Annotated in this window: 21 protein-coding genes; 14 read left to right on the plus strand and 7 right to left on the minus strand. The window is 75.2% G+C overall.

The features are described 5' to 3' along the window. The first annotated feature begins 189 nt into the window (after positions 1–189). Entirely contained in the window at positions 190–696 is a 507-nt protein-coding gene (locus IH45_RS0131725; protein WP_030676450.1) for a MarR family winged helix-turn-helix transcriptional regulator, read from the plus strand. 250 nt (positions 697–946) lie between these two features. Then, positions 947–1,699 carry a class I SAM-dependent methyltransferase gene (locus IH45_RS0131730; RefSeq protein ID WP_078897869.1) on the plus strand — a complete coding sequence of 251 codons (753 nt, stop codon included), beginning with the start codon at positions 947–949 and terminating at the stop codon, positions 1,697–1,699. A gap of 7 nt (positions 1,700–1,706) precedes the next feature. Here the strand turns inward: IH45_RS0131730 and IH45_RS0131735 are convergent, their stop codons facing one another. Further along, positions 1,707–2,816: a beta propeller repeat protein gene (locus IH45_RS0131735; RefSeq protein WP_030676453.1), complete on the minus strand. Its 1,110-nt coding sequence runs from the start codon at positions 2,814–2,816 to the stop codon at positions 1,707–1,709. A 233-nt stretch (positions 2,817–3,049) separates the two neighbouring features. On the opposite strand from IH45_RS0131735, the gene IH45_RS0131740 reads away from it, so the two are divergent. After that, positions 3,050–3,364: a GNAT family N-acetyltransferase gene (locus tag IH45_RS0131740; RefSeq protein WP_199810739.1), complete on the plus strand. Its 315-nt coding sequence runs from the start codon at positions 3,050–3,052 to the stop codon at positions 3,362–3,364. Between the two features lie 38 nt (positions 3,365–3,402). Here the strand turns inward: IH45_RS0131740 and IH45_RS1000000150255 are convergent, their stop codons facing one another. Next, positions 3,403–4,887, minus strand: coding sequence for a sigma factor (locus IH45_RS1000000150255; protein WP_050515314.1), 1,485 nt, complete (start codon positions 4,885–4,887; stop codon positions 3,403–3,405). Positions 4,888–5,119: 232 nt separating this feature from the next. Between IH45_RS1000000150255 and ssgD (IH45_RS0131750) the strand changes: the two genes are divergently transcribed. After that, a complete protein-coding gene (gene ssgD, locus IH45_RS0131750; protein WP_030676459.1) occupies positions 5,120–5,533 on the plus strand; it encodes a spore wall synthesis regulator SsgD in 414 nt (137 codons plus the stop codon). 43 nt (positions 5,534–5,576) lie between these two features. On the opposite strand, the gene IH45_RS0131755 is transcribed toward ssgD (IH45_RS0131750), so the two are convergent. Continuing rightward, positions 5,577–6,461, minus strand: a complete 885-nt coding sequence (locus IH45_RS0131755) for an isocitrate lyase/PEP mutase family protein (protein ID WP_030676461.1) — start codon at positions 6,459–6,461, stop codon at positions 5,577–5,579. Between the two features lie 182 nt (positions 6,462–6,643). Between IH45_RS0131755 and IH45_RS0131760 the strand changes: the two genes are divergently transcribed. After that, a complete protein-coding gene (locus IH45_RS0131760) occupies positions 6,644–7,612 on the plus strand; it encodes an aldo/keto reductase (protein WP_030676463.1) in 969 nt (322 codons plus the stop codon). A gap of 28 nt (positions 7,613–7,640) precedes the next feature. Here the strand turns inward: IH45_RS0131760 and IH45_RS0131765 are convergent, their stop codons facing one another. Beyond that, positions 7,641–11,138, minus strand: coding sequence for a hypothetical protein (locus tag IH45_RS0131765; protein WP_050515315.1), 3,498 nt, complete (start codon positions 11,136–11,138; stop codon positions 7,641–7,643). A gap of 78 nt (positions 11,139–11,216) precedes the next feature. Beyond that, positions 11,217–11,828, minus strand: a complete 612-nt coding sequence (locus IH45_RS0131770) for a TetR/AcrR family transcriptional regulator (protein WP_030676466.1) — start codon at positions 11,826–11,828, stop codon at positions 11,217–11,219. Between the two features lie 91 nt (positions 11,829–11,919). On the opposite strand from IH45_RS0131770, the gene IH45_RS0131775 reads away from it, so the two are divergent. The 3 genes from IH45_RS0131775 (at position 11,920) to ssgD (IH45_RS0131785) (ending at position 14,581) form a co-directional block, all read left to right on the plus strand. Further along, positions 11,920–12,438 carry a PH domain-containing protein gene (locus tag IH45_RS0131775; protein WP_030676468.1) on the plus strand — a complete coding sequence of 173 codons (519 nt, stop codon included), beginning with the start codon at positions 11,920–11,922 and terminating at the stop codon, positions 12,436–12,438. Then, positions 12,435–14,072 carry a PH domain-containing protein gene (locus IH45_RS0131780; RefSeq protein WP_030676470.1) on the plus strand — a complete coding sequence of 546 codons (1,638 nt, stop codon included), beginning with the start codon at positions 12,435–12,437 and terminating at the stop codon, positions 14,070–14,072. Before IH45_RS0131775 ends, IH45_RS0131780 begins: the two co-directional genes overlap by 4 nt. Positions 14,073–14,167: 95 nt before the next feature. Further along, positions 14,168–14,581, plus strand: coding sequence for a spore wall synthesis regulator SsgD (gene ssgD / locus IH45_RS0131785; protein WP_030676472.1), 414 nt, complete (start codon positions 14,168–14,170; stop codon positions 14,579–14,581). 74 nt (positions 14,582–14,655) lie between these two features. Here the strand turns inward: ssgD (IH45_RS0131785) and IH45_RS0131790 are convergent, their stop codons facing one another. Further along, positions 14,656–15,411 carry a polysaccharide deacetylase family protein gene (locus tag IH45_RS0131790; RefSeq protein ID WP_030676475.1) on the minus strand — a complete coding sequence of 252 codons (756 nt, stop codon included), beginning with the start codon at positions 15,409–15,411 and terminating at the stop codon, positions 14,656–14,658. 189 nt (positions 15,412–15,600) lie between these two features. On the opposite strand from IH45_RS0131790, the gene IH45_RS0131795 reads away from it, so the two are divergent. The 6 genes from IH45_RS0131795 (at position 15,601) to IH45_RS0131825 (ending at position 22,527) form a co-directional block, all read left to right on the plus strand. After that, on the plus strand, positions 15,601–16,302 hold the full coding sequence (locus tag IH45_RS0131795) for a response regulator transcription factor (protein ID WP_030676476.1): 702 nt from the start codon (positions 15,601–15,603) through the stop codon (positions 16,300–16,302). Beyond that, a complete protein-coding gene (locus IH45_RS0131800) occupies positions 16,299–17,933 on the plus strand; it encodes an ATP-binding protein (RefSeq protein ID WP_050515316.1) in 1,635 nt (544 codons plus the stop codon). The genes IH45_RS0131795 and IH45_RS0131800 overlap by 4 nt, the downstream gene beginning before the upstream one ends. Before the next feature lie 2 nt (positions 17,934–17,935). Then, positions 17,936–18,523, plus strand: coding sequence for a hypothetical protein (locus tag IH45_RS0131810; RefSeq protein ID WP_234440753.1), 588 nt, complete (start codon positions 17,936–17,938; stop codon positions 18,521–18,523). A gap of 81 nt (positions 18,524–18,604) precedes the next feature. After that, a complete protein-coding gene (locus IH45_RS0131815; protein ID WP_030676482.1) occupies positions 18,605–20,182 on the plus strand; it encodes a GMC family oxidoreductase N-terminal domain-containing protein in 1,578 nt (525 codons plus the stop codon). Between the two features lie 156 nt (positions 20,183–20,338). After that, complete coding sequence (locus IH45_RS0131820) at positions 20,339–22,039, plus strand: CocE/NonD family hydrolase (protein ID WP_050515318.1); 1,701 nt, start codon at positions 20,339–20,341, stop codon at positions 22,037–22,039. 89 nt (positions 22,040–22,128) lie between these two features. Continuing rightward, the gene (locus IH45_RS0131825) at positions 22,129–22,527 is read left to right on the plus strand and encodes a VOC family protein (protein WP_030676486.1); all 399 of its coding nucleotides are present in this window, start codon (positions 22,129–22,131) and stop codon (positions 22,525–22,527) included. 26 nt (positions 22,528–22,553) lie between these two features. On the opposite strand, the gene IH45_RS0131830 is transcribed toward IH45_RS0131825, so the two are convergent. Continuing rightward, positions 22,554–24,362 (minus strand): SMI1/KNR4 family protein, encoded by a 1,809-nt coding sequence (locus IH45_RS0131830; RefSeq protein WP_050515319.1) that lies wholly within the window; start codon positions 24,360–24,362, stop codon positions 22,554–22,556. Positions 24,363–24,373: the final 11 nt, after the last annotated feature.

Genomic DNA, 24,373 nt, shown 5'->3' on the forward strand with positions numbered 1-24,373 from the left:
TCCCCCGGCAGCCACCCCCCGGGCCGCGCCGGTGCCGCCCGGGCCGCCCCGGCCCGCTCCCGCGCCCGGCGCCAGGCAGAATGGCCGGGCGCGGCGCGGCGCGGGGTCCGGACGGCGGCCCGTGCTCCGCCGTGCGCGACACAGGATGCCGACGGGGGCCGGGAGAGCCCGGGAAGAAGAGGTGCGCGCGTGACCGAGGACATCGTCGCGGGGGTGCTGCGCCAGTGGCAGCAGGTCCATCCGGGGCTGGACACCGGGCCGATGGCGGTGATCGGGCGGCTCAACCGCTGTTCCGCGCTGCTGCAGCAGGCGGCCGACGCGCCGCTGCGGCGGGAGGGCCTGACCCGCCCGGAGTTCGACATCCTCGGGACGCTGCGGCGGATGGACCGCGAGCTGACGCCGGGACGGATCGCGCGCGAGACCTTCGCGTCGGGGGCCGCGGTCACCAAGCGGGTACGGCAGTTGGAGTCGCGCGGGCTGCTCGCGCGGCGCCCCGACGAGCGGGACCGGCGCGTCTCGCACCTCTCGCTCACCGAAGCGGGCCGCGCGGTCATCGACCGCCTGCTGCCCGAGCAACTGCGCTACGAGGCCGGTCTGCTGGAGGGCATCGACGCCCGGCGGCAGGCCGAACTGTCGCAGGGGCTGAGCGAGTTGCTGGTGCTCCTGGAGGGGCGGCTCGGCAGCCTGCTGGACTGACACGGCCGCCCCCGGGGGCCGCAGCCGGGGCCGGTCGGCTCGCCGACGTACGCCGGACGGGCGACGCCGTGTTCCCGGGGCCCGGGTGCGGGGAGGCATAAGGAGCGGCGGGCGGTCCGCCGGGGTGGCGCGGCGGCCGTTCGCCCGGCGCCTCCCGGGCAACGCCCGCGGGCTGCGCAATGATGCGTTCCGTGGAACGTCCGCCCACCGCCCGCCCCGTCGCCCGGCGACCCGCTTCCTGAGGGAGCGTATGACTTCCCAATTCGACGGTATGGCCGCTCTGCACGAGCGCAGCATCGACGAGCTGCCCTTCAGACGGCACATCGAGATGCCCTCCGTCCTCGCCGCGGCGGGCGGCGTCGAGGGCCGCCGGGTCCTGGACCTCGGCTGCGGTTCCGGGCTCTACGCCCGCTTCTTCGCCCGCAACGGCGCGGGCGGTGTGCTCGGCGTCGACCGCTCCCCCGGGATGATCGCGCACGCCCGGCACCGCGAGGAGGTGGAGCCCCTGGGCGTGCGCTACCTGGTCCACGACGAAGCGACGGCACAATCCCTCACCGGGGCGTTCGACCTGGCCGTATCCGTCTATGCGCTGTCGTACGCGGCCACCCCGGCGGCGCTCACCCGGCTGTGCGCCGCCGCCCGCGCCACCCTCGCCCCGGGCGGCCGCTTCGTGGCCGCCACGCTCAACCCGGATCTCGCGACGGTCCCCCACTACTACCGGCCCTACGGCTTCGACCTCACCGTCGCCGACCCGCACCTGCGTGACGGCGACCCGGTCGGCCTGCACGGCCGGGCCGACGAGGAGAGCTTCCAGGTGACCGCCTACTACTGGTCCCGCGAGGCGCACGAACGGGCGCTGGCGGAGGCCGGGTTCACCGACATCGCCTGGCAGCCCCCGCGCACCGCCGCCGACGGCAGCGCGTCCCTGTTCGCGCGCTACCTGGCGGCGCCGCACGTCCTGGCCGTGTCGGCGCGAGTGGCCGGGGGCACCGCCCAGCGGTAGCTCGGGATTACGGTTCCAGCCGGGCGATCCGCCCGTCCTCCCCCGCCGCCCAGCACCCGGAGTCCGGCGCGCAGTCGACGGTGTCGTACGAGCCGTCGTCGATGGCGTACCAGCGGCGGCCACCGTCGAACGTGACGTCGCTGCCCGTCGGCCCGACGGCGAGGGCGGCCCGCGTGGAGCGGGGGAACCAGGCCACGCCGGACCGGTAGCGCTTCGGGGGCCGGACGGACGCCTTCCAGGACGCGCCGCCGTCCGCGCTCACCGCGGCGGCGCGGGGCGAGGGCTTGCCGGTCCGGTAGTCGCCGCCGACGGCGAGGCCGTGCGTACGGTCGCGGAAGGCCAGCCCGAAGACGCCGCGCGCCGGGTCGCCCGCCGGTACCGGTGTCTCGGACACGGTCCAGCTGCGCCCGCGGTCCGGCGAGTACAGCACCCGGCTGCGGGCCGCGCCGCCGGTGGCGAACCACGCGTCGTGGTCGCCGGAGCTGACCAGGCACTGGCCGCTGGCCGCGAACGACGCCTCGCCCGGCTGGGCCGGGGGCATGCCGCGGGTGGGCAGCACCCGCCAGTTCCGGCCGCCGTCGGCGGTGGACAGGATGCGGTACGCCCCGTCGACGGGGTCGGCGAGCGCGATGCCGTGGCTGCTGTCGAAGAACGTCATGCAGTCGTAGAAGGCCCGCGGATCGGTGTTGCGGAAGCTCTCGGTCCAGGTGGCGCCGCCGTCGTCGGTACGGAAGACCCGGGACGCCTCGCCCTCGCCGGCCGCCAGGACCACGGCGTGCTGCGCGTCGAACGCCTCGATGTCGCGGAACTCCAGCTTCTGCGCCCCGCGCGGGGAGACGTCGCGCCAGTGGTCGCCGCCGTCGCGGGTGCGCAGCACGGTGCCGCCGGTACCGGCGACCCAGGCGGTGTCGCGGCTGACGGCGGCCAGGCCCCGGAACCGGGCGTCGCTGTCGCTGTCCTTCAGGTCCCAGCCGCCGCGCAGCAGGGCGATGGCGGCCGGTCGCGCGGCGGCCTGCGCGGCGGCTGCCGCCTTCGCCGCGGAGCGCTGCGGCTGTGCGGCTACGGGAGCGGTGCTCGCGGCACCGAGCGCCACGGCGCAGGCCACCGCCCACAGCATGCGCTTGCGTCTCGCCCGTCCCGGCTGTCCTGGCTGTCCCGACTTCCCCTTGACCCTCATGAGGCTGGAAGCTAACCCAGCCCGGGCGCCCCGTCCAGGGACACCAGGCAACGGCTGCCCGAACTCTCGCCTCGCGCGCTCCGCCCGGCCCTCCTACTGTGCTGCACAGGGGGTGCGGAACGCCCCCGGGCGACGTACGAGGAGGTCGCGATGGACCGGCAGGAAGTGCGCCCGTGAACGCGCCGGCCCCGGTGGCGGTGACCGACGACCGCGCCGCCCACCGCTTCGAGGCCCGGCTCGGCGGCGAACTGGCGGGGGTGGCCGCCTACCTGCGCGCCGAGGGGCTGCTCGCCCTCGTCCACACCGACGTGGACCCGGTGTACGAGGGCAACGGCGTCGGGTCGGCGCTGACCCGCCACGCGCTGGACACCGCGCGGGCGGAGGGGCTGCGGGTGCTGGCCGTGTGCCCGTTCGTCGCGGGCTGGATGGAACGGCATCCCGAGTACCGGGACCTGGCGTACGAGAACCGCAGCAGGGTCACGGACTGAGCCCGGCGGCCGGACGCCGACGCGGTCGGGCCGGGTGGTCAGGCGCTGCGGCAGACCCAGACCGGAATCAGGCCCCACCAGGCCCAGTGACAACGTCCGGAGGGGGACGGGCTGCGGGTGGGAGTGGGGGTCGGGGCAGGCGTCGGCCGGGTCGTGGGCCGGGTGGTGGGCCGGGTGGGCTCGCTCGTCGGTGCGGACGGCGTCGGCCGTGGGCCCGGCCCGGCGCTCGTGCCCGTACCGGTGGGGCCCGGGGCCGGTCCAGGCCGCCCGGTCGCGGTCGGTACGGGATCTTCCGGGGCGGCCGACGGCGCCGTCGGCGCACTCGCCGTAGCGCGCTCGGCCGGCGTGACAGGCGCGGCAGGCGCGCGGCCGGCACCCGTGGGCGGCGCGTGGCCGGAAACGGTGGGTACGGAAGTCGCCGACCGGTCCGCCGTCGCCTCGGGTGTGGTCCGGCCGGGCGCGTCGTCCGGCCGCGCCGCGCCGCCTGCGCCGGGTACCGACGTCGCCGCTGCCGCCCGCTCGGCCGGTGTCCCCGCGTCGCCGCTGGTCAGCACGGCGCTCGCGGCCACCGCCACCCCGGCGATCACCGCCACGCCGAGCCCCGCCACGGTGGCGCCGACCGGCCCGGCCTGACCGATCTGGCCGCGCAGCAGATGGCGTACGGAAGTACGTACGGCAGTGAGCGCACCGCTGCCCGCCCCGTGCCCGCCACCGGCCGCGGCGGCCCAGGCCCCTGCCCCTGCTCCCGCCAGCGGCAGCAGGAACTTCGCCGAACCGCCCGCCAGCAGCACCAGCAGCGCGGGTCCGGTGAGCGCGGGCAGCCGGTCGTTGGCCCGGGTCAGCAATGCCCGCCGGGCCCGGCAGTCGGCGCAGTCGGCGAGGTGGCCGTCGACCGTGTCGGTCTGTTTGGCGGTGGTCCCGTCCCGTACGTACGCGGGCAGCCGCTCCCAGTACCGTTCGCACGCCGGGTCGTCCGGTGTGCCGGGCACCGTGCCGAGGAACGCCTGCCGCAGTCCCTCCCGGGCCCGGTGCAGCAGTACGGCGGTCGCGCCCTTGCCCGCCCCGATCGCCTCGCCGACCGCCTCCAGCGGCCGGTCCTCGGCCTCCGCCAGCCACAGCGCCGTCACCCAGCGCCGCGGCAGCCGCTCCATGACGCGGGCGAGGAGATCGACGTAGGCGATGCGCTGTGCCGGGTCGGCGGACTCGGCCGCCGGCCCGGTCACCGGCCACGCCTGCCCGCCGTCCCCGGGGTCCTGCGGTATCTCGCGGGCGGCCGCCGCGCCGGCGGTCGTGGCGAGGTGCCGGATGGTGGTGCGCAGGTAGGCGGGCACGTTGTCGATGGGGTGTCCGGCGCGGATGCGGCGCCAGACCCGGAAGTGCGCCTCGGCGACCAGGTCCTCCGCGAGCCAGGCGCTCGTCGTCAGCGACCGCGCGTACCGGACCAGGCGCGGGTGCTCGCGTTCGTAGAGCCGGGCGTAGTCGTCCGCCGCCGACGCTTCGGACACCGCGGATGCATCGGACATGTACCAACAACCCCTGACGTGTCACCACCGGCCCGCTCCACAAGGGCGGACGGATACGCTCCGGTTCCGGCAGCCTCGCATGGGTTTTGTCAGCGTGCGGGCCGAATATCCATTCCGCCAGGGGTTCGTGACGGACCTCACGCGGCCGTCCGGTGCACCCGGCGTCGTCTCCGGCGCGTCCTACCGGTCACAGAGGCAAGGACCTGTCCGCACCAGCATCGAGGAGCCGGCGATGCCCCACGTCATCGATCAAGCCGTCCACGCCCGTCTCATCGCGACCGCGCCCCGGTCGCGCCGGGTTCCCGCCCGGCTGCGCTACGACAGCGGCGACCCGTTCGCCGTGCGGGTCGTCTTCCCGCCGGTGGCGTCGCTGGACGGGAGCGAGGTGGTGTGGACGTTCGCCCGCGACCTGCTGGCAGCGGGCCTGCGGGAGCCGTCCGGCCGGGGCGACGTGCACATCTGGCCGTGCGGCCCGGAGTACACGATGCTGGAGTTCCACACCGCCGACGGCCTGGCCATGGTCCAGTTCCAGGACCGCGACCTGCGCGGATTCCTGATGCGGTCGTACGGCGTCGTCCCCCTCGGCAATGAGGCCCGGTACCTGGACGTCGAGGGCGATCTCGCGGCCCTGCTCCGCGAGGCGTAGCCCCGCCTCCGGGCGCGGCGGTCCTGCCTCCCCCGCCTCCCCCTCAGCCGCGCCCGAAGAGGCTGTTCAGCTCCCCGTAGTCGAGTCCGCCGGCCAGCGTTTCGTACGTGCCGGCGGTCAGGATCTCCCGGGCGGCCCGGCGCACCAGGGCGTGCGCGGCCTGGGCAATGCCCGAGCCGACGCTGACCCGGGCGGCGCCCAGCGCGCCCAGTTCGGCGACGGACAGCGCGCCGGGACCCGCCATCACATTCAGCGGGGCCGGAACGCCCTCGGCCAGCGCCCGTACGGTGTCGGGGTGCACGGCTCCCGGAACGAAGATCCCGTCGGCCCCTGCCTCCACATAGACGGCCGCCCGCTCCAGCGTCTCCTTCAGCCGCGCCGCCTCGTCCGGGCCGGCCGCCGTCAGGTACGTGTCGATCCGGGCGTTGAGGAACAGCGGCACGCCCGCCGCGTCGGCCGCCCGGCGTGCGGCGGCGAGCCGCGCCGCCTGCTCGGCAGCGGGCCGCAGCGGCGTCGCCCCGCCGTGTGCGGCGTCCTCGATGTTGACGCCGACGGCACCCGCCGCGAGCACCCCGCGGACCGTCTCGGCGACCTCCTCGGGCCCGCCCCCGTAGCCGCTCTCGATGTCCGCGGTGACGGGGACCGTGACGGCGGCGGCGATCCGCGCGATCAGCTCCAGCGCCCGGCCGCGGCCGAGTCGGTCGCCGTCCGGGGCGCCCAGGCCCCAGGCGGCGCCCGCGCTGGTGGTGGCGACGGCCGGGGCGCCCGCGTCCTCGATGACGCGGGCGCTCGCGGCGTCCCAGGCGTTGGGGAGCACCAGCGGCGCGCCGTGCTGCCGGGCGCCGTCGTGCAGGGCGCGGAAGGCGCGGGCCTTGTCCGGGAGGGCGGGGGCCGTGGTGGGATCGTGCGGAGGTGTCGTGTGCGTCATGCCGTCAGTCCAGCAGCAGTCGGGGCGCGGCACCGGCGAGTTTCCGACATGTACGTGCCGGACGCCCGAACCGGTTGCCGGTCCTTCGCGTTCGCTCCGCCCGCCGCTTGACTTCGAGTGCTCTCCAACGTGAAGAGTGAGTCCCGTTCCCCAGCACGGCACTCTTCTCCAGGAGCATCACCATGCGCACCACCACGCTCGGCAGCACCGGTCCCGAGGTCGGCGTCATCGGACTCGGCTGCATGGGCATGACCCACGCCTACGACCCCAACGGCCGGGACGACGCCACCTCGGTCGAGGTGATCCGGCAGGCGATCGACCTCGGTGTGACGCTGATCGACACGGCCGACGTCTACGGCCCGTACACCAACGAGGAGCTGGTGGGCCGGGCACTGGCGGGCGGGCACCGGGAGCGGGTGGTGCTGGCGACGAAGGTGGGGCTGGAGACCGGGGAGATCACGCCGGAGAACACCAGCGGGCTGGTGCGCAACGGCCGGCCCGAGCACATCCGGCGCTCCATCGACGCGAGCCTGCGCCGCCTGGGCACCGACCATGTGGACCTCTACCAGCTGCACCGGGTGGACCCGGACGTGCCGGTCGAGGAGAGCTGGGGCGCGCTCGCCGAGGCCGTCCAGGCGGGCAAGGCCCGGCACATCGGCCTGTCGGAGCCGACCGTCGAGGAGATACGGCGGGCCCAGGCGGTGCACCCGGTCGCCTCCGTGCAGTCCGAACTGTCGCTGTGGACCCGGGACGTGCTCGACGAGGTGCTGCCGTACTGCGAGGAGCAGGGCATCGCCTTCCTGCCGTTCTCGCCGCTCGGCCGCGGCTTCCTGACCGGCAGCATCACCTCGTTCGACGAGCTGGCGGAGGACGACTTCCGGCGCCGGCTGCCGCGTTTCCAGCAGGACGCGCTGAAGGCCAACCTGGAGCTGGTGGCCAAGGTCCGCGCCATCGCCGGGCAGTACGGCGCCACCCCCGCGCAGGTGGCCCTGGCCTGGGTGCTCGCCCAGGGCCGGTTCGTCGTGCCGATCCCCGGCACCAAGACGCCCAAGTACCTGGTGGACAACGCGGGCGCGGCGGACCTGACCCTGCCGCCCGAGGCGCTGGCCGGTCTCGACGCCCTGCCGTCGGCCGCGGGCACCCGCTACTGAGCCGCGCTGTCACCTGCCGGGGCCCGTGTCACTCCCGCGCCGCGGTCAGCTCCAGGGCCGCGTCGCGCACGTCGGGCACCGGGTGGCGGCGCAGGGCCCGCAGGCGGGTGCGCCAGGGCGCCGACCACTCGGTGCGCGTGCCGCCGAAGGCGGTGAGGGCCACGGCGAACAGGCCCGCCGCGGGTCCGCCGTCCTCGGTCAGGGCGCGGGCGGCGGCTTCGGCGGTCGCGGTGCGGTCCGGTGCGTGGCCGCCGTTCAGTCGGCGGCGGAGCATGTCGGCGGTGCGCCGGGCGAGTGCGGGCCGGTCCGCGTGGAGCCGGGCGAGGCGGGTGAGCTGGGCAGTCAGCTCCTGGGCGTCGGCGCTCAGGTCCAGCGCGGAGGACAGGACGCGGGCGGCGTACGGCACGAAGTCGGGCTGTGCGGCCAGCAGTTCGCCGACCGCGAGAGCGCTTCTGTGCAACGCGGGCTCGCGCAGGCGGTACTCGTCCAGCCGGTCGGTGAGGTATCCGAGCCGCTGCCGCGCGGGGCGGTCGCGGCGGGTCTCCGCGTCGGGGGTGCCGGGCCGGGCGTCGGCGGCGGCCAGCAGCCGGGCGGCGCGGGCCAGCGGGTCCTCCGCCGCGGCAGGACCGTACGGTACGGGGGCGTCGGTGCCGGGTGCGCCGGGTCCGCCGCCCGGTAGCGGGCCTTCCGCGGCGAGCACGAGGAGCGCGTCGGCGGCTTCCTGCCAGGTGGCGCGGTTGTCCAGGTCGGTGAGGACCAGCACCAGCAGGCCCGCGGCGTCCGGCGCCCAGCGGGACCACGCGCCCAAGGCCCGGTACGCCTCCCCCGCCAGCTCGGCGTCGTCCGTCTCGCACACGGCGCGGACCAGCCCGGCGTAGCGCGCGCGGTGCTGCTCCGGCAGGTCCAGCGGCCGTACGCGCAGTACCGCCTGGCGGTCCCCGCGCGGGCCGCGTGCCGCTTCCGACAGCAGCCCCCAGGCGCCCTCGTCGGCGAGCAGTCCGGTCGCGGCCGTCGCACAGGCGGCGCGCACATCGCGATGTTGTTCCGGCTGGTGGTAGGCCCGTACCAGCAGTTCGGCGGCGTCCGGCACCGGCAGCCGGGCCGCGGCCAGCCGGGCGGCCTCCTTCTTGCTCGTCACCTTCGGCTGCGGCCCGGCAGCACACCGGCCGGACGCGGCCCCGTCGGGGAGCAGCACCGCGCGCAGCGCCGTCGCCAGCCGCGAGGGGGCCACGAACCGCGCTGCGGCGCCTGCCGCGTACACCGCGACCCGGGCCCGGTCGCCGCCCGCGTGCGCGAGGAGTTCCGGCAGGGCCTCGTCCGGCCGGTCGGTCCGCGCCAGGGCGGCGAGGGCCGCTTCGGCCGACGGTACGTCGGGGGCCGTGGCGCAGCGGCGTACGAGGGCGGTGCCGCGGCCGGGGAGGCGGGCGGCGTCGGTGATCGCGGCGGCCCGCTCGTACGGGCGCAGCCGCGGGTCGTCGGCGGCGCGCTCCAACAGCCGCGCTGCGGCGCCCTGTTGGCGGGCCGTCCAGCGGTGGGCGCGTCCGGTCACCGGCGGTGTCCAGTGGGTGGCGGGGGTCAGGAACCGGCCGTACGGCGGGGTGCCGAGGACCAGGTGCAGCAGGTCCGTGCGGCGGCGCGTGATGAGGTCGAGGACGGGTGGCAGCACGGCCGTCGAGGCGTCCAGGTGCAGGATCTCGGCGAGCCGTTCGTCGCGTGTGGCCGGTGGCTCCAGCCACAGGCCGACGGCTGTACGGACCGCCCCGTCGCCGCCGGTGCGGACGGCGCGGCGCAGCAGTTCCTGGAGGCCGGGCACGCCGTGGGCGCGGCGGCCGAGGGCGCGCGCGAGTGTGAATGCCGGCTCGTGGTCGGCCCGTTCGGACCGCGCCTCCAGCCAGGGGCGGAGCGCGGCGAAGACCTGGTGTTCCTGGCCCCGGCGCAGGGTGCGGTCGAGGCGGCCGAGGGCGGTGCCGGCGCTTCCGGCGAGGCGGGTGAGGGTGCGCAGCGCCCAGCCGGTCAGCTCCCGCTGTCCGGTCGCCGCGTGCTCGCGCAGCAGCGACACGGCGAGGCGGCGCAGCGCGTCACGGGTGGCGGGCGATGCGTCGCGGGCCTCGTCTGCGTCCGCGGTGAGGTGTTCGAGGGCATCGGCGGCGGCGTCGGTGAACAGCGCCGGGCGGACACCGGCGAGCGCGTCGAGCGCGGCCCGGCGCACCGGGTCCTGCTCGTTGCGCAGCCGCGTGAGCCCGTCGGTGAGCAGGGCGGTGAACTCGGCCGGGTCGCCGGACCGGGCCGCGTTGCCGATCAGCAGCGGGTAGGCGGTGGCCCGGTCCTCGGCGGCGGGGCGGCGGACGGCGGCGAGCAGGTCCGCGCGGGCCTCCGCGACGGGCAGGTACGCGACGGCTTCCAGGACGGTGGTCCAGTGGGCGCCGTCCTCGCGCAGCAGTGCCGCCGCCCGGCGGGCTTCCGCTTCGCGGCGCGCCCGGGGCAGCGCGTCCATGACGGGCACGTACGGCAGGACCCGGCCGGTGCCCAGGTCCGCCGTCACCGTGCCGTGGAACGCGCCGCGCCGGGCGGGCGGCAGCGCCCGCAGCAGCCCGGCCAGCGCCGTCCCGTCGTGGCGCAATGCCCGCCCCAGCTCGACAAGTTCGGGTGGGTCGGCCCGTACGAGACGGCGCAGCGCGGAAGGCCCGAACCGTACCGTTCGCGCGACGTCGCGCCCGGGTTCGAGGAGCAGGCGGAGCGTACGGCCGGGGTCGGCGGCGACCAGTACGTCCAGCCGCAGCAGCAGGGGGCGGGCGAGCGGGCCGCGGCACAGCCGCTCCAGGAGGCCGAGCACGCGATGGGGTTCGCGGTCGGCGGCCACCGCGATGCAGGCCCCGTACCGCTGCCACCAGACGGCGCGCGACGCCTCCGACATCGGCGTCAACTGCCGCTCGGCCTCGGCCAGTACGGCCGCCGGATGCCGCTTGGCCAGGGCGCGCGAGGACGCCGCGGCGGCATGGAACAGCTCGGGCAGCAGCCGCGCGACCGCCTCGGGGCCGCAGCCGGGGAGCAGTCCGGCGGCCTCGGCGTCGCCCCACCGTTCACGCAGCGGCCCGATCAGCCGCTCTGCAAGGGCGGGGCGACCACCGGCGACGACGGCCCGGGTCAGCCGCCGCCGCACGTCGGCGGGGGCGTCCGCGTACGCCGCCTCGACGGCCGCGTCCGGCAGCGCTCCGGTGCGTACGGCCCGGAGCGCGTGCGCGCGGACCAGGGGGTCGGGGTCGGTGAGGCGGGCGGCGAGGTACGCACTGTCACCGGCCACCCGGGCGGCGAAGGCCGCCAGCCGGCGTTCGTACGGGCCTCGCGTGTCCCACTCGGCGAGGAGCCCGGCGAGCGCGCCGCGCGCGGCCGCTTCCCGGGCGCGAGCCGCCAGTTCGGCCATGCGCCGGGGATACGGGAGCGGTTCGAGGGCGGCGAGCAGGGTGTCGGCGTACGCGGCGGCCGGGTGCGCGGCGCCAGCCGTCCGGTCGTGCGGGTCCGGGGCCATGGGCAGCATCCTCCCCGGCCGTTCCCACCTGCGGAAACCGGTTTTCCCGTGGGTGCCCGACCGGCCGCGCGCCGCGTCTCAGCGCGCGCCCGCCCCGTCGAACAGTCCGGACAGGTGCATGTCCAGGAGCCGGACGGCCTTCTCGGGAGTGTGCACGTCCAGCAGGATGTACGTCGAGAGCCCGTCGGCCAGGCAGATCAGCACCATCGCCTCGTCGTCGGCGTCCCGCTCCGCCCGCACCTCACCCCGCTTCATCGCCTGCCGCAGCTGGTCGGCGAAGAGGTCGCGCAACTTGGGGATGCCGTCCTGGGCGCCGGTGCGCAGCGACGGGTCGTGCACGGCCCGGTGGAAGTGGGCCACGCCGACCAGGAAGCCGGTACGGCTCTGCTCGTCCAGGGGCAGCATTCCGATGAGGCAGGCGCGCACGATGTCGTGCGGCGTCGGCTCCCTGCCCAGGGCCTCGATGCTCTCGCGGATGCGCTGCTGGGCGAGGCTCTCGATGTAGCGCAGCGCGAAGAGCAGCATCTCGTCCTTGGTGCGGAAGTAGTGCTGGAGGCGCCCCAGGGACATCCCGGCCTCGGCGGCCACGTCCCGCAGGCTCGCCCCCTCCAGCCCCCGGGCGCTCGCGATCCGCCACAGCGCCTCGGAGATCTCCCGCCGCCGCGCCTCGTGGTCCACCTTCTTCGGCACCTGGCCTCGCCTTCTTTTTTACAAGTCGCTCGTACCGTTATAACGTACCGGTACTCAATACGCATGACTTGCCAAGAACGGGGAGCCCTCCATGTCCGCACCCGCCACGCCCCTGCTGCGGCCGCCCCGCAACCGGGTCGATCCGCGCGCCCGCCGCTGGTGGACCGTCCAGGCGCTGCTGACGGTCAGCGGGCCGGCGCTGCTCACCGCGCTCGCCCTGGCCGTCTGCTCGGTGCTGTTCTTCCCCGGCGCCCTGCCCTGGCTCGGGCCGCTCCTGCTCGTCGCCCTGGTGCTGCCCGCACTCGGCTATCTGCTGGTCATGCCCCGCTGGCGGTACGCGGTGCACGCCTGGGAGCTGGGCGGCCGGGCGGTGTACGCGGCGAACGGCTGGTTCTGGCAGAAGCGGCGGATCGCGCCGCTGTCGCGGGTGCAGACCGTGGACACCGTGCGCGGCCCGCTCCAGCAGCGCTTCGGACTGGCGACGGTCACCGTCACCACCGCCTCCACCGCGGGCGACGTGAAGATAGCCGGGCTGTCCGACGCGGACGCCGAGGAACTGTCGCGCCGCATCGGCGAGGCCGCGCAGGCCGTGCCGGGTGATGCCGCGTGAGCGCCGCCGCACCGCACGCGCCCGGCACACCGGCCCGGTGGCACCGGCTGGACCGCCGCACCCTCCTGGTGCACTGCGGCTGGATGGCCGCGCCGCTAGGCTCGTTCGCGCTGACCGCGCTGGCCACCGGCGGCCGGATCGAGACCGGCGCCTGGATCACGCTGGCCGCCATCGCGGGCAGCTTCGCGGTCCTCACCGTGATCGGCCTGGTCCGCTGGGCCCGTACGGACTACCGCGTCACGCACGACTCCTTCGAGGTGCGCAGCGGGGTGCTGACCCGGCGGCTGCGTTCCGTACCGCTGCACCGCATCCGTACGGTCGACCTGACCGCCTCGCCGCTGCACCGCCTGCTCGGCGTCACCGTCCTGCGGGCCGGTACGGCGGGCTCCTCGGGCGGCGGCGCCGAACTGTCCCTGGAAGCACTGACGACCGCCGACGCGGAGCGGCTCCGGGCCGCGCTGCTGGCCCGTGCCGACGCCGCCGCGGCGGCCGAGGACCCGGTCATCTCCCGCATCAACTGGCGCTGGCTGCGCTATGCGCCGCTCACCTTCTGGGTGATCGGCGGTGTCTTCGCCGCCGCCGGCGGCGTCTACCGCGCCCTGGACGGCGCCGGTATCAAGCCGTGGAAACTGAGCATCGTCCGCAGCGCGTTCGACGAGTTCGGCGCCGGCGCGCTGTGGATCACCATTCCGCTCGCGCTGCTGGCCGTCCTCGTCCTCGGCACGGTCGGCGCGCTCGTCCTCTACGTCGAGGGCTGGTGGAACTTCCGCCTCGAATGGACCGACGCGCACACACTGCGGGTGCGCCGCGGCCTGCTCACCACGCGGTCGGTGACCATCGAGCGGGGACGTCTGCGCGGGGCGGTCCTGCGCGAGCCGCTGCTGCTGCGGGCGGGCGGCGGCGCCACCGTCCGCGCGGTCGCGGGCGGGCTGGGCAACAAGGAGGAGAACCGCAAGCGCAGCGTCATCCTGCCGCCCGCGCCGCGCACGGAGGCGGTGCGCACGGCCTCCGGTACGCTCCGCGCCGCGTTCCCCGACGCCGGACTGCACGCCCACCCGAAGGCGGCGCTGCGGCGGCGCCGTACGCGCGGGCTGCTGCTCGTCACGCTCCCGGGCACCCTCGTCCTCGCGTTCCTGGGCCTGCTGCTGACTCCCGTACTGCTGCATTGCGCCTGGGCGTTCGCGCTGGTGTCGGCGGTGGTGGTGCTGTGGCTGGCCCGGGACGCGTACCGCAGTCTGGGCCACGGCATACAGGGGCGGTATCTGGTCGCGCGCTCCGGCACGTTCAGCCGGGACACCGTCGCGCTCCAGCGCGAGGCCATCGCGGCGTGGACGTTCTCCACCACCCCGTTCAGCCGGCGGACCGGCCTGGTCACCCTCACCGCGGCGGTCGCCGCGGGCGAGGACGGCTACCACGTCCGCGATCTCGCGGCGGACGGCGCACCGGCCCTGGCGGCAGCCGCGGCACCCGGCATCCTGGAGGAGTTCCTGGACCACGGCGGCCACAGCGGCCACGGTGAGCGCGCCCGCCACGTCCCGGCGTACGGCCAGGAGGACTCCGGCCCGGGCCGGCATCGCAAACCCTTGTCAACCCACGCGTTGCACAGGAACCGTGACGACCTGGACATGACATAAATCACACCCCTGTCACGTGCACGGCGAGGACGGGCACACCGTCCTACATGGCGTAAGCCTTGTCCCGTTCCGACAGCCGTAAGGGAGCAGCCGCGGTGCCCAGTGTCATCGACCAAGCCGTCCAGGTACGTCTCATCGCGACCGCGCCCGGCTCGCACACGGTGCCCGCGGTCCTGCACTATCACCGGGCCGATCCGCTCGCGGTACGGATCTCCTTCCCGCCGGAGATCTCGCTGGACGGCGCCGCGGTCGACTGGGCCTTCGCCCGCGAACTGCTCGCCGAGGGGCTCGGTTCCCCGGCCGGCACCGGTGACGTGCGGGTACGGCCGCTGGGCCGGGAGCGCACGGTGCTGGAGTTCCACGTCGAGGACGGCGTCGCGATGGTCCAGGTCCGCACCGGTGATCTGCGCCGCTTCCTGGACCGTACGTACCAGTCCGTGCCCGCGGGCCGCGAGCAGCAGCACATGGACGTGGACAGCGGTCTGGCGGAACTGCTCGGCGACGCGTGAAAGACATGTGAAAGCGGTGCCGGGTCCCGGCTTTCCCCGGGGCCCCGGCACCGCTCACCTCGCCCGCGTCCGCCTCAGCGCTGCGGGAACCCGAACCCGTACCCCTGCTGCTTCATCCACGGCAGCAGCCGCTTGAGCGCCCCGACCGTCTGGCTGCGGTCGCCGCCGCCGTCGTGGAAGAGGACGGTCGGGCCGTTGCGCAGCTCCCGCTTCACGGTGCGCACGATCGCGTCGGTGCCCGGCCGCTCGAAGTCCTTGCTGTCCACGTTCCAGCCCAGCGGCCGCATGCCCCGCTCGGCGGCCACCTTTCTGCTGTACGGGGTGAACGCGCCGCCCGGCGCCCGGTAGTACTCCACCTTCGGGCCGCCCGCCGCCTGCTCGATCATCTCCTGCGCCGGGAGTATCTGCTGCGCCTGGTAGCTCTCCGGCCGGTGGTCCATGCCGGTGTTGTGGCTCATGGTGTGGTCGCACAGCTTGTGTCCGGCCGCCGTCACCTGCTTCACGAGGTCCGGATGCGCCTTCGCCGACGGGCCGATCATGCAGAAGGTGGCCTTGACGTCGTACTTCTTCAGCACGGACAGCACCTTCGGGGTCCAGACCGGGTCCGGGCCGTCGTCGATGGTGATGTTCAGGCTCTTACCGGGGCGGTCGGAGGCGTGCACGATGCTGGGATCGACCTTGGCGGCCGCCCGCGCCTGCTGGGTGGGTTCGGCGTGCGCCTCGGAGGTGGCGCCGGACTGCCCGAAGGTCAGATAGCCCGCCACACCCAGCGACGCCGCCGCCACCGCGGCTCCCCCGATGATCCCGCTCCGCCTGACGTGCCGTGCCATTGCGTATCCCGTCCCTACTGCCGTGCGCGGGCCACCGCGGACATGAGTACGGGCGCCACCGTCGGCGCCGTACGATTCCCCCTGCGGTGCGCTCGCGCGCTTACTGCCTTGCATCACGACAGATGCGAAGAAGTAAGGGCAGGATCCGCCTGTTACCGATCCATCATGAAACTTATTGATACTGGTCCCATGCCCCGAGTACTTCTCATCGAGGACGACGCCGCGGTGCGCGACGGCGTGACCCTCGCGCTCCGCCGCCGCGGCCACGAGGTGGCGGCCGCGGCCAGCGGCGAGGACGGCCTCGATCTGCTCCCCGCCTTCCGCCCCGACATCGTGCTGCTGGACCTGATGCTCCCGGGCAAGGACGGCTTCGAGGTCTGCCGACGCATCCGCGCCGACCGCCAGCTGCCGATCATCATGCTCACCGCCCGCGGCGACGACCTGGACGTGGTGCTCGGACTGGAGGCGGGCGCCGACGACTACATCGTCAAGCCCGCGCGCGGCGAAGTACTGGAGGCCCGGATCCGCGCGGTGCTGCGGCGCACCGCGCTGCCCGCCGACGGGGCCGCCGCCGAGCCCGGCCCGGCCCCCGTGGAGACCTACGGCGAACTGGCCGTGGACCGTGCCGGACTGGTCGTCACCAAGGGCGGCGCCGACCTGCCGCTGGCTCCCTCGGAGATGAAGCTGCTGCTGTTCCTGTCCGCGACGCCCGGGCAGGTCTTCAGCCGCCAGCAGCTGCTGGAGCATGTGTGGGAGCACAGCTACCACGGCGACGCGCGCCTGGTGGACGCGTGCGTGATGCGGCTGCGCAACAAGATCGAGGACACCCCGCGCAGCCCCCGGTACGTACAGACCGTGCGCGGCTTCGGCTACCGCTTCGGCCCCCTGTGAAGCGCCCACGGGCCGCGGGCGGCGCCCGGCGCACGCTGCTGCCGCGTTCGCTGCCGCGCGGCCTGCGGGCCCGGCTCGTCGTCGCGTTCCTGCTGGTCGCCGCGGTCAGCGCGCTGACCACCGCGGCGCTGACCTACCGCGAGGCCCGCAACGCCATCCTCCAGCGCTCCCAGGACACCGCGATCCAGGACCTCAGGGGACAGGTCAACTCGCTCGCGCCGGACCTCGCGGTGCCGCCGACCCGGGAGGATCTGGAGGAGTTCGCCCGGCAGCTGGACCGCTCCGGGCGGGCCCGGGACTGGGACGTCAACGTCCGTTACGAAGGCGTCGCCGACCACGTGCGCAGCTGGCGCCGCCCGGTCGACGTCCCCGAGGAGCTGCGGGAGTCGGTCGAGGAGCGGCATGTGACCGCGTTCCAGCGGGTGGCGGACCGCGACGGCGATCCGTGGCTGCTGATCGGCATGCCGGTGCTCCAGTCGCAGGACGGCAGCCGCAAGGCGTCCCCGCTGTCCGTCTACGCCCAGCTGCCGCTGCGCGTCGAGGAGGCCAACGTCGAGGCACTGGTGAGCGCCGCGCAGCGCGGTGCCCTGCCGGTGCTCGGGCTGGCCGTGGTCCCGGCCCTGCTGGCGGCCCGCGGGGTGCTGCGGCCGGTGCGCGGGCTGCGGCAGGCCGCCGGGCGGATCGCCGAGGGCAAGCTGGAGACCCGGCTGGAGGTCAAGGGCGCCGACGAGCTGGCCGATCTGTCCAGGACGTTCAACGACATGGCCGCCAAGCTGGAGGAGAGCGTGGCGGACCTGCGGCGCATGGAGGCCAATGCCCGGCGGTTCGCGGCCGATGTCTCGCACGAGCTGCGTACGCCGCTGGCCGCGATGACCGCCGTCACCGACGTGCTCGACGAGGACGCCGACGCGCTCGACCCGGACACCGCCTCCGCGGTCCGTCTGATCAGCCAGGAGACCGGCAAGCTGGCGCGGATGGTCGAGGACCTGATGGAGGTCTCCCGCTTCGACGCCGGGGCCGCGGCGCTGCACCTGGACGAGGTGGACGTCGCCGAGACGATCCGCAAGACGCTCCAGGCCCGCGCCTGGCAGGACCGGGTGGGCACGGAACTGCCGGACGGCGTACGGGCGCGGCTGGACCCGCGGCGGCTGGACGTCGCGGTCGCCAACCTCGTCGGCAACGCGCTGCACCACGGCGGGGAGCCGGTACGGGTGCTGCTGCGGGCCCCGGAGCCGGGCGACGGGCGGCTGGTGATCCGGATCGTGGACAGCGGCCCCGGCATCGACCCCGAGGTGCTTCCGCACGTCTTCGACCGCTTCTACAAGGCGGACTCCGCGCGCGCCCGCTCCGAGGGCAGCGGGCTGGGCCTGGCCATCGCCATGGAGAACGTACGGCTGCACGGCGGAACGATCCGGGCCGCCAACTGCCCTGAAGGCGGAGCGGTGTTCACCGTGGAACTGCCGCTGTCCGGACAGGAGCCGGGCAGCGGCGCCGAGCCGCCCGAGGCGGCCGACGCGGCCGGGGAACCGGCGGATGAACCCGTGGACGCTGTCGCCGCGGACCGTACGGAGAGCGGCGCGACCGGTACGGATCAGCCGGCCGCGCCGGCCGGGAAGGCGGACCAGTCGTGAACATGTTGAACTCCGCGCGCGCCCGGCGGATCGCGCTGGGCGCGCTGCTGGCGGGCGCGCTGGGGGCACTGTCGGCGAGCACCCTCACCGGCTGCGGCATCGCGCCGACCGGCGTGATCGACGCGGGCGAGCCGGCGTACGGCGTCAAGGCGCCCGGCAAACCGGTGCCCGACGTGCAGCTGTACTTCCTCGGCCCGGCCGGCCTGCGCGCCGCCAGCCGCCCGGCGAAGGCGGCGGTCGGCCCCGAGGAGGCCGTCCAGCTGCTGATGGAGGGCCCCAACGAGGCCGAACGGCAGCGCGGGCTCACCAACGTGCTGCCGGTGATCCCCGGCCGGATCACCGCGGACGTCCAGGACGGCGCGGTCACCCTCCGCCTGCCCCTGAACGCCAAGCGCCTCGACACCCCCTCCCTCAGCCAGCTGGTGTGCACCGCCGCCAACGCCTCCGTACCCGGCAGCGGGCGCCCCGCGGACGTCCGGGTGACCCTGGTGGGCGGCGGCGTCAAGGTCGGCCCGATGGTGTGCGGCGGCACCAACGCCTTCCCGCTCATCCAGACCGGCCCGTCGCCCGCCGCCACCCCGGCGGGCTGACGCCGCCCCGGCCGTTTCCCCTACGATCACCCGCGGACACGGGGGCGTTGGCGGGCCGGGGACATCGGGAGGCGGACGCGGGTGGCCGGTAAAGGGGTGTACGACCAGAGGTACGACTATGTCGTCGTCGGCGCCGGATCCGCGGGCTGTGTGCTCGCGGCCCGGCTGTCCGAGGACCCGGCGGTGCGCGTCGCGCTGGTGGAGGCGGGCGGGCCGGACCGCAGACGGGAGGTCCGCGTCCCGGCGGCCTTCCCCAAGCTCTTCCGGACGCCGTACGACTGGAACTTCACCACCGCGCCCCAGGCGGGCCTGCACGGACGGGAGCTGTACTGGCCGCGCGGCCGGACCCTGGGCGGCTCCTCCTCGCTCAACGCGATGATGTGGGTGCGCGGCCACCGTGCCGACTACGACGGCTGGGCCGAGACGGCCGGCGAGGAGTGGTCCTGGGACGGGGTGGCCCGCTACTTCCGGCGCGCGGAGCGCTGGGCCGGGCCGCCCGGTGGCCGGGCGCACGGCACGACAGGCCCGCTGTGGATCTCCCCGGCGCGCGACGCCCACCCGCTGACCGGCGCCTTCCTCGACGCGTGTACGGAAGCCGGCCTGCCGCGGCTCGCGGAGCTGAACGGTCCGGACCACAGCGGCTGCGCGCCCACCCCGCTCAACCAGCGGCGCGGGCGCCGGTGGAGCGCCGCCGACGGCTATCTGCGCCCGGCGCTGCGCCGCGCCAACCTGCGGGTGGTCACGGGGCAGGAGGTGCGCCGGGTGCTCTTCGAGGACGGCCGGGCGTACGGCGTCGAGCTGCCCGGCGGGCGGCTGCGGGCCCGCCGCGAGGTCGTCCTGTGCGCGGGCGCGGTCGGCTCCCCGCAGTTGCTGCTGCGCTCCGGCGTGGGCGACGCCGACCAGCTGGCGGAGGCCGGGATCACCCCGGTGGCCGAGCTGCCCGCGGTGGGCCGCCACCTCCAGGACCACCTGTCCGTACCGGTCCTGATGCGCACCGCGCTGCCCCGCACGCTCACCGGCGCCGACACCCCCGCGAACATCGCGCGCTACCTGCTGTCCCGCCGGGGCCCGCTGACCTCCAACATCGGCGAGGCCGTCGCGTTCGTGCGCAGCGCCGAGGACCTGGCCGTACCGGACCTGGAGCTGATCTTCGCGCCGGTCCCGTTCGTCCACCACGGCCTGGAGCCGCCGGCCGAGCACGGCGTCACGATCGGCGTGATCCTGCTGCGGCCGGAGAGCCGCGGCCGGATCACCCTGGGTGACGGCCCGGACGCGCCGCCGCGCATCGACCCGGGCTATCTGACCTCCGACGCGGACCTGCGGCGGCTGCTGGCCGGGGTCCGCTTCGCCGAGCGGCTGTACGGGATGCAGGCGCTGGCCCGGCACGTCACCAAGCCCCTGGAGCCATGGCCGGGCGAACAGGACGACAGGGCCGCCGGGGAGACGGTCCGTGCCCTCGCCGAAACCCTCTACCACCCGGTGGGCACCTGCCGGATGGGCACCGGCGACGCCACCGTGACCGACCCGTGGCTGCGGGTGCGCGGCGTCACCGGCCTGCGCGTCGCGGACGCCTCGGTCATGCCGGCCATCCCCCGCGGGCACACCCACGCCCCCACCGTGATGATCGCCGAACGGGCCGCGGACCTGCTGCGCGCCTGACCGCCCGGAACCGCCCGGGGTGTACATGCGCGATCTTCCGGAAAGCCGGACACTGGACCACCCGGGGCACACCCCGGGGCGGCACAGAAAGTGACGCCCGTGCACCACGCGTAACGGTTCCCGCAGGAGAGACGGAACGGACGACGGGAGGGCCCGATGACGCAATCCGTGCTGCGCGGACGAACCCGGCGGGGTTTCGGCCGCCTCGTGGACCGGTATCTGGACATGCCCGAGCCGGTCACCCACGACGTCGAGTACGTCCGCGATCTGCGCGTCCCCATGCGGGACGGCACCGTGCTGCTCGCCGACCGCTACCGGCCGCGCGGCGCCGGACCGCTGCCGGTGGTGCTGCTGCGCACCCCGTACGGCAAGCACAAGCCGGACATCAAGCTGTTCGCGGGCGTGCTGGCCCGGCGCGGCTTCCAGGTCGTGGCGCAGAACGTGCGCGGCGTCTTCGGCTCCGGCGGCGAGTTCCGCGCCTTCGTGCACGAGAAGGAGGACGGGCTCGCGACCGCGGCGTGGCTGCGCGAACGGGCCTGGTGCGACGGCCGGCTGGCCACCGCGGGCGCCAGCTACCTCGGACACACCGAGTGGGCGATAGGCCCGTACCTGGATCCGCCGCTGGAGGCGATGTGCCTGGGCATCACCACCTCCGGCTTCCCCGCGGCCTTCTACCCCGGCGGGGTGCTGGCGCTGCACAACATGCTGGTGTGGTCCTCCGCCACGGGCACCCAGGAGGAGGCGCCGCTCGGCGGGCTGCTGCCCAACCCGCTGCACGACCGCAGGGTCCAGCGCGCGATGCGGACGCTGCCCGTCGGCGAGTCCGACCTGGCCGCGATCGGGCGGCCGGAGCGCTTCCTGCGCGAGGTCAGCGCGCACGCCGAGCCGGGCGACGACTACTGGGCACCGATCGACCACAGCACGGCGGCGCTGCGGATGGCCACGCCGACCAGCATGGTCACCGGCTGGTGGGACATCTTCCTGCCGTGGCAGCTGCGGGACTTCGCGGCGCTGACCGCCGCCGGGCACCGCTCGCGGATCACGATCGGGCCGTGGGCCCACGACCGCAGCGCGCTCAAGGCCACGCTCACCGACCATGTCTCCTGGCTGAGCGCGCAGTTGGCCGGTGACGTGACGCAGCTGCACCAGTCTCCCGTCCGCCTCTACCTCCAACGGGCGGGCCGCTGGCTGGACTTCGACCGGTGGCCGCCGCCGCAGTCCGTACCGACGCCGCTGCGGCTCCAGCCGTCCGGCGGGCTCGACTGGGCGGAGCCGCCGGACAGCGCGCCCGACCGGTTCGTCTACCACGGTGCCGACCCGACCCCGTCGACCGGCGGGCCGCTGCTGCTGCCGGGCGAGGTCCGGCAGCAGGACAACACGGCCGTCGAACAGCGCCCCGACGTGCTGGTCTTCACCGGCCCGCCGCTCCCCCGCGACCTGGACCTGATCGGCCCGGTGTCGGCCGAGGTGCACGTCCGTACGGCCGCTGGGCACGGCGATGTGTTCGTACGGCTCTGTGACGTCGACCGGGCCGGGATCTCCCGCAACGTCACCGACGGCATCCTGCGCCTGCGCCCCGGCGCGCCGCCCGCGGACGCCGACGGCGTGGTGACGGCCCGGGTGGAGATGCATCCGACCGGCTACCGGTTCCTGCGCGGGCACAGCCTGCGGGTGCAGGTGGCGGGCGGCGCGTTCCCCCGGTACGCGCGCCACCACGGGACCGGGGCGCCGGTCGCGTCCGCGGTCGCCTGCCGCCCGATACGGTTCGAGGTCTTCCACGAGCCGGGCCGCCCCTCTGCGGTCGTCCTGCCGCTGATGACCGCGCCGGGCCCGGCCAGCGGGAGTGAACCGGCCTGAATGCGGTACTCGTCGTGCCGGCCGCGCGGTGCGCGGCCGGCACCGTCAGGCGGTGCCCCGCCGAGGGCCCTCGGGGCCGAGGAGATGCCATGGGACTGGTCAAAGCGGCCGTCATCGTGCTCGACTGCGCCGACCCGGAGAAGCTGGCGGACTTCTACGCCGACTTCCTGGAGGGCGAGGTCCGCACCGAGCACCTGCCCGACCGGGTGGAGGTCGTCGCCAACGGCACCCAAATGTCCTTCCGCCGCGATCTGAACATGACGCCGCCGACCTGGCCGCGCCCCGACAGCTCGCTCCAGGCCCACCTGGACCTGCTGGTGGACGAGGCCGACATGGACGAGGCGGAGCGCAAGGCGGTCAGCCTCGGCGCGCGCCCGCTGGACACCAAGGACGACACCGGCCCCCGCGAGGTGCGGGTCTACTCCGACCCGGCCGGGCACCCGTTCTCGCTGCGGTGCTCACTCCAGTCGGGTCCGAAGACCGACTGAGTCCGCAGCGCGCGCTCCGCCGCCGCTCAGTCGTCGTCCTCCTCTCCGAGAGCGGGTGTGCCCTCCTCGCCGGGGAGCGGGGTATCCAGTTGGAGCCGGCCGATGGTGACGACCATGTACCCCTCTCCCGGGCCCGGCGGGCGGGTCCAGGAGCGGGTGGTGAAGGAGTGCAGCCGGCCGTGGTCGAGGGCGTGGCGGGGCAGCGTGACACCGAACGTCGCGGCGACGGCGGCCAGGGCGTCGGCCTCGCCGCGGCGTTCCGTATACCGGCCGCCGTCGCGTATCTCGGGGAAGAGGCGTTCCGGCAGCAGCGATTCCGGTATCTCCCCCGACCGCTCGCACCGCTCGCCGAGGACCGTGAACGCGTACCGCTCCGCGCCGTGTTCTGCGACGGACAGGTGGAACAGCGCACCCATGTCGAATCTGTCGGGCGAGGCCCAGACCACCACGGCACGGCCGTGCCGGGACGCGGCGACGGCCGGGGAGACGAACCGCACCTCGCCAAAAGGCTGCGGATCGCCGTCGAACGCGAAGCTCCAGCCGTCCCCGGCCCGGCCGACCGCGACCACCGCCTTGTCGTCGTACGAGGACGACACTCCACCAGGGTTCAGGGCCCGGCGCGCGTCCCACCGGGTCATCGGCTCTTCCAGCGCCGCGCCCTCCTCAGCTCCGACGAGGGCGGGCAGCGCGGCGGGCTCCACCCCCTCCACGAGGAGGAAGCGGTACGCCCGACGCCCGCCGTTCGGCTCCGGATCCGCCAGCCAGGCGAGGCCCTCCGGGTCCTCGTCGACCGCCGCCGCGACGGCCCCGGTCGCCTCCTCGCCCCGGGGCGTGGCCAGCAGCGTCCGGCACCGCTCCGGCGTGAGCACGGGGCCGAGCAGCGGGTCGGCGACGAGACCGACCGGTGCGAGGTGGTCGGGCTCCAGCGGCTGCCATGCGGGCAGCGCGGCGAGCAGCGTCCGCCAGGCCGCGTCCGTATCACCCCAGCGGGCCAGCTCCCGGGCCTGCCGCACGGCGTCGCCGAACGGCCCGGGCGCGTTCTCCAACTCCCCGGCCGGTCCGCCGGAGTCCCGGCGGTACCGGTCCCCGAGCAGCCAGGTGATCTGGTTCCGTAGCGCCCCGGCCCGGGGCCTGCCGAACCGCAGCGCCTCCGCGAACGTCGCCTCGGCCCGCTCGTACGCGCCCCGCAGCGCGTCCCGTCGCGCCTCCTCCACCCGCCGGTCCCACTCCCGCGTCGTGGCGTTCACGAAATCCGGCCGGTCCGCCCGGAGGCGGTGGAACCCTCGGTAGGCCTCCTGCATGAACTCCCAGAAGGAGGCGTGCCGTTCAGGGGGAGCCGCCCGCCAGGGCGCCCACGTGTACACCGCCCATTCGCCGTGCTCGTCCACGTCGTCCGGATCCAGCATGACGTCCACGGCATCGGACTCCAGAGCCAGTTCGAGCCCCCGCTCCCAGATCGTGGCCTCCAGGATCTCCTCACGCGTCGCGTCCTCGCCCAGCCCCTCCCGGAAGATCTCGACGAGCCCCGCGTCGTCCTGGTGCCAGCGGGCCCCCTCCGTGCCCGCCAGCAGCCACACGAACCCGCCCGCGTCCCGCCAGCCGTCGGTGACCTCCAGGAACGTGCGGTACGACGGCGGCAGCCGGCGTCCCAGGCGCGCTTCGAGGGCGGCGATGCGCTCGGGCGCCGCGGGCGCGAAGCCCAGCCACCGGGCGCGGCAAGCCTCCTCGCCGTCCTCGTCGAGCATGTCGTCCGGGCCGCCGGAGTCCGCCCACTCCGCGCTCCACCGGGTGAGAAAGCCCTGCCAGTCGTGACCCGCGCCCGCTGTCTCAGTCATGTGTGCGATCG

The organism is Streptomyces rimosus subsp. rimosus, from assembly GCF_000720725.1.
GTDB classification, from domain to species: domain Bacteria; phylum Actinomycetota; class Actinomycetes; order Streptomycetales; family Streptomycetaceae; genus Streptomyces; species Streptomyces rimosus_A.

Excerpts from the sequence above, each read along its gene's own strand:
- IH45_RS0131730 (WP_078897869.1), top strand. The coding sequence starts at position 947 with ATGACTTCCCAATTCGACGGTATGGCCGCTCTGCACGAGCGCAGCATC.
- IH45_RS0131820 (WP_050515318.1), top strand. The coding sequence starts at position 20,339 with ATGACGCAATCCGTGCTGCGCGGACGAACCCGGCGGGGTTTCGGCCGC.
- IH45_RS0131735 (WP_030676453.1), bottom strand. The coding sequence starts at position 2,816 with ATGCTGTGGGCGGTGGCCTGCGCCGTGGCGCTCGGTGCCGCGAGCACC.
- IH45_RS0131775 (WP_030676468.1), top strand. The coding sequence starts at position 11,920 with ATGTCCGCACCCGCCACGCCCCTGCTGCGGCCGCCCCGCAACCGGGTC.
- IH45_RS1000000150255 (WP_050515314.1), bottom strand. The coding sequence starts at position 4,887 with ATGTCCGATGCATCCGCGGTGTCCGAAGCGTCGGCGGCGGACGACTAC.
- IH45_RS0131830 (WP_050515319.1), bottom strand. The coding sequence starts at position 24,362 with ATGACTGAGACAGCGGGCGCGGGTCACGACTGGCAGGGCTTTCTCACC.
- IH45_RS0131760 (WP_030676463.1), top strand. The coding sequence starts at position 6,644 with ATGCGCACCACCACGCTCGGCAGCACCGGTCCCGAGGTCGGCGTCATC.
- IH45_RS0131765 (WP_050515315.1), bottom strand. The coding sequence starts at position 11,138 with ATGGCCCCGGACCCGCACGACCGGACGGCTGGCGCCGCGCACCCGGCC.
- IH45_RS0131810 (WP_234440753.1), top strand. The coding sequence starts at position 17,936 with ATGTTGAACTCCGCGCGCGCCCGGCGGATCGCGCTGGGCGCGCTGCTG.
- IH45_RS0131755 (WP_030676461.1), bottom strand. The coding sequence starts at position 6,461 with ATGACGCACACGACACCTCCGCACGATCCCACCACGGCCCCCGCCCTC.
- IH45_RS0131790 (WP_030676475.1), bottom strand. The coding sequence starts at position 15,411 with ATGGCACGGCACGTCAGGCGGAGCGGGATCATCGGGGGAGCCGCGGTG.
- ssgD (WP_030676459.1), top strand. The coding sequence starts at position 5,120 with ATGCCCCACGTCATCGATCAAGCCGTCCACGCCCGTCTCATCGCGACC.
- IH45_RS0131825 (WP_030676486.1), top strand. The coding sequence starts at position 22,129 with ATGGGACTGGTCAAAGCGGCCGTCATCGTGCTCGACTGCGCCGACCCG.
- IH45_RS0131795 (WP_030676476.1), top strand. The coding sequence starts at position 15,601 with ATGCCCCGAGTACTTCTCATCGAGGACGACGCCGCGGTGCGCGACGGC.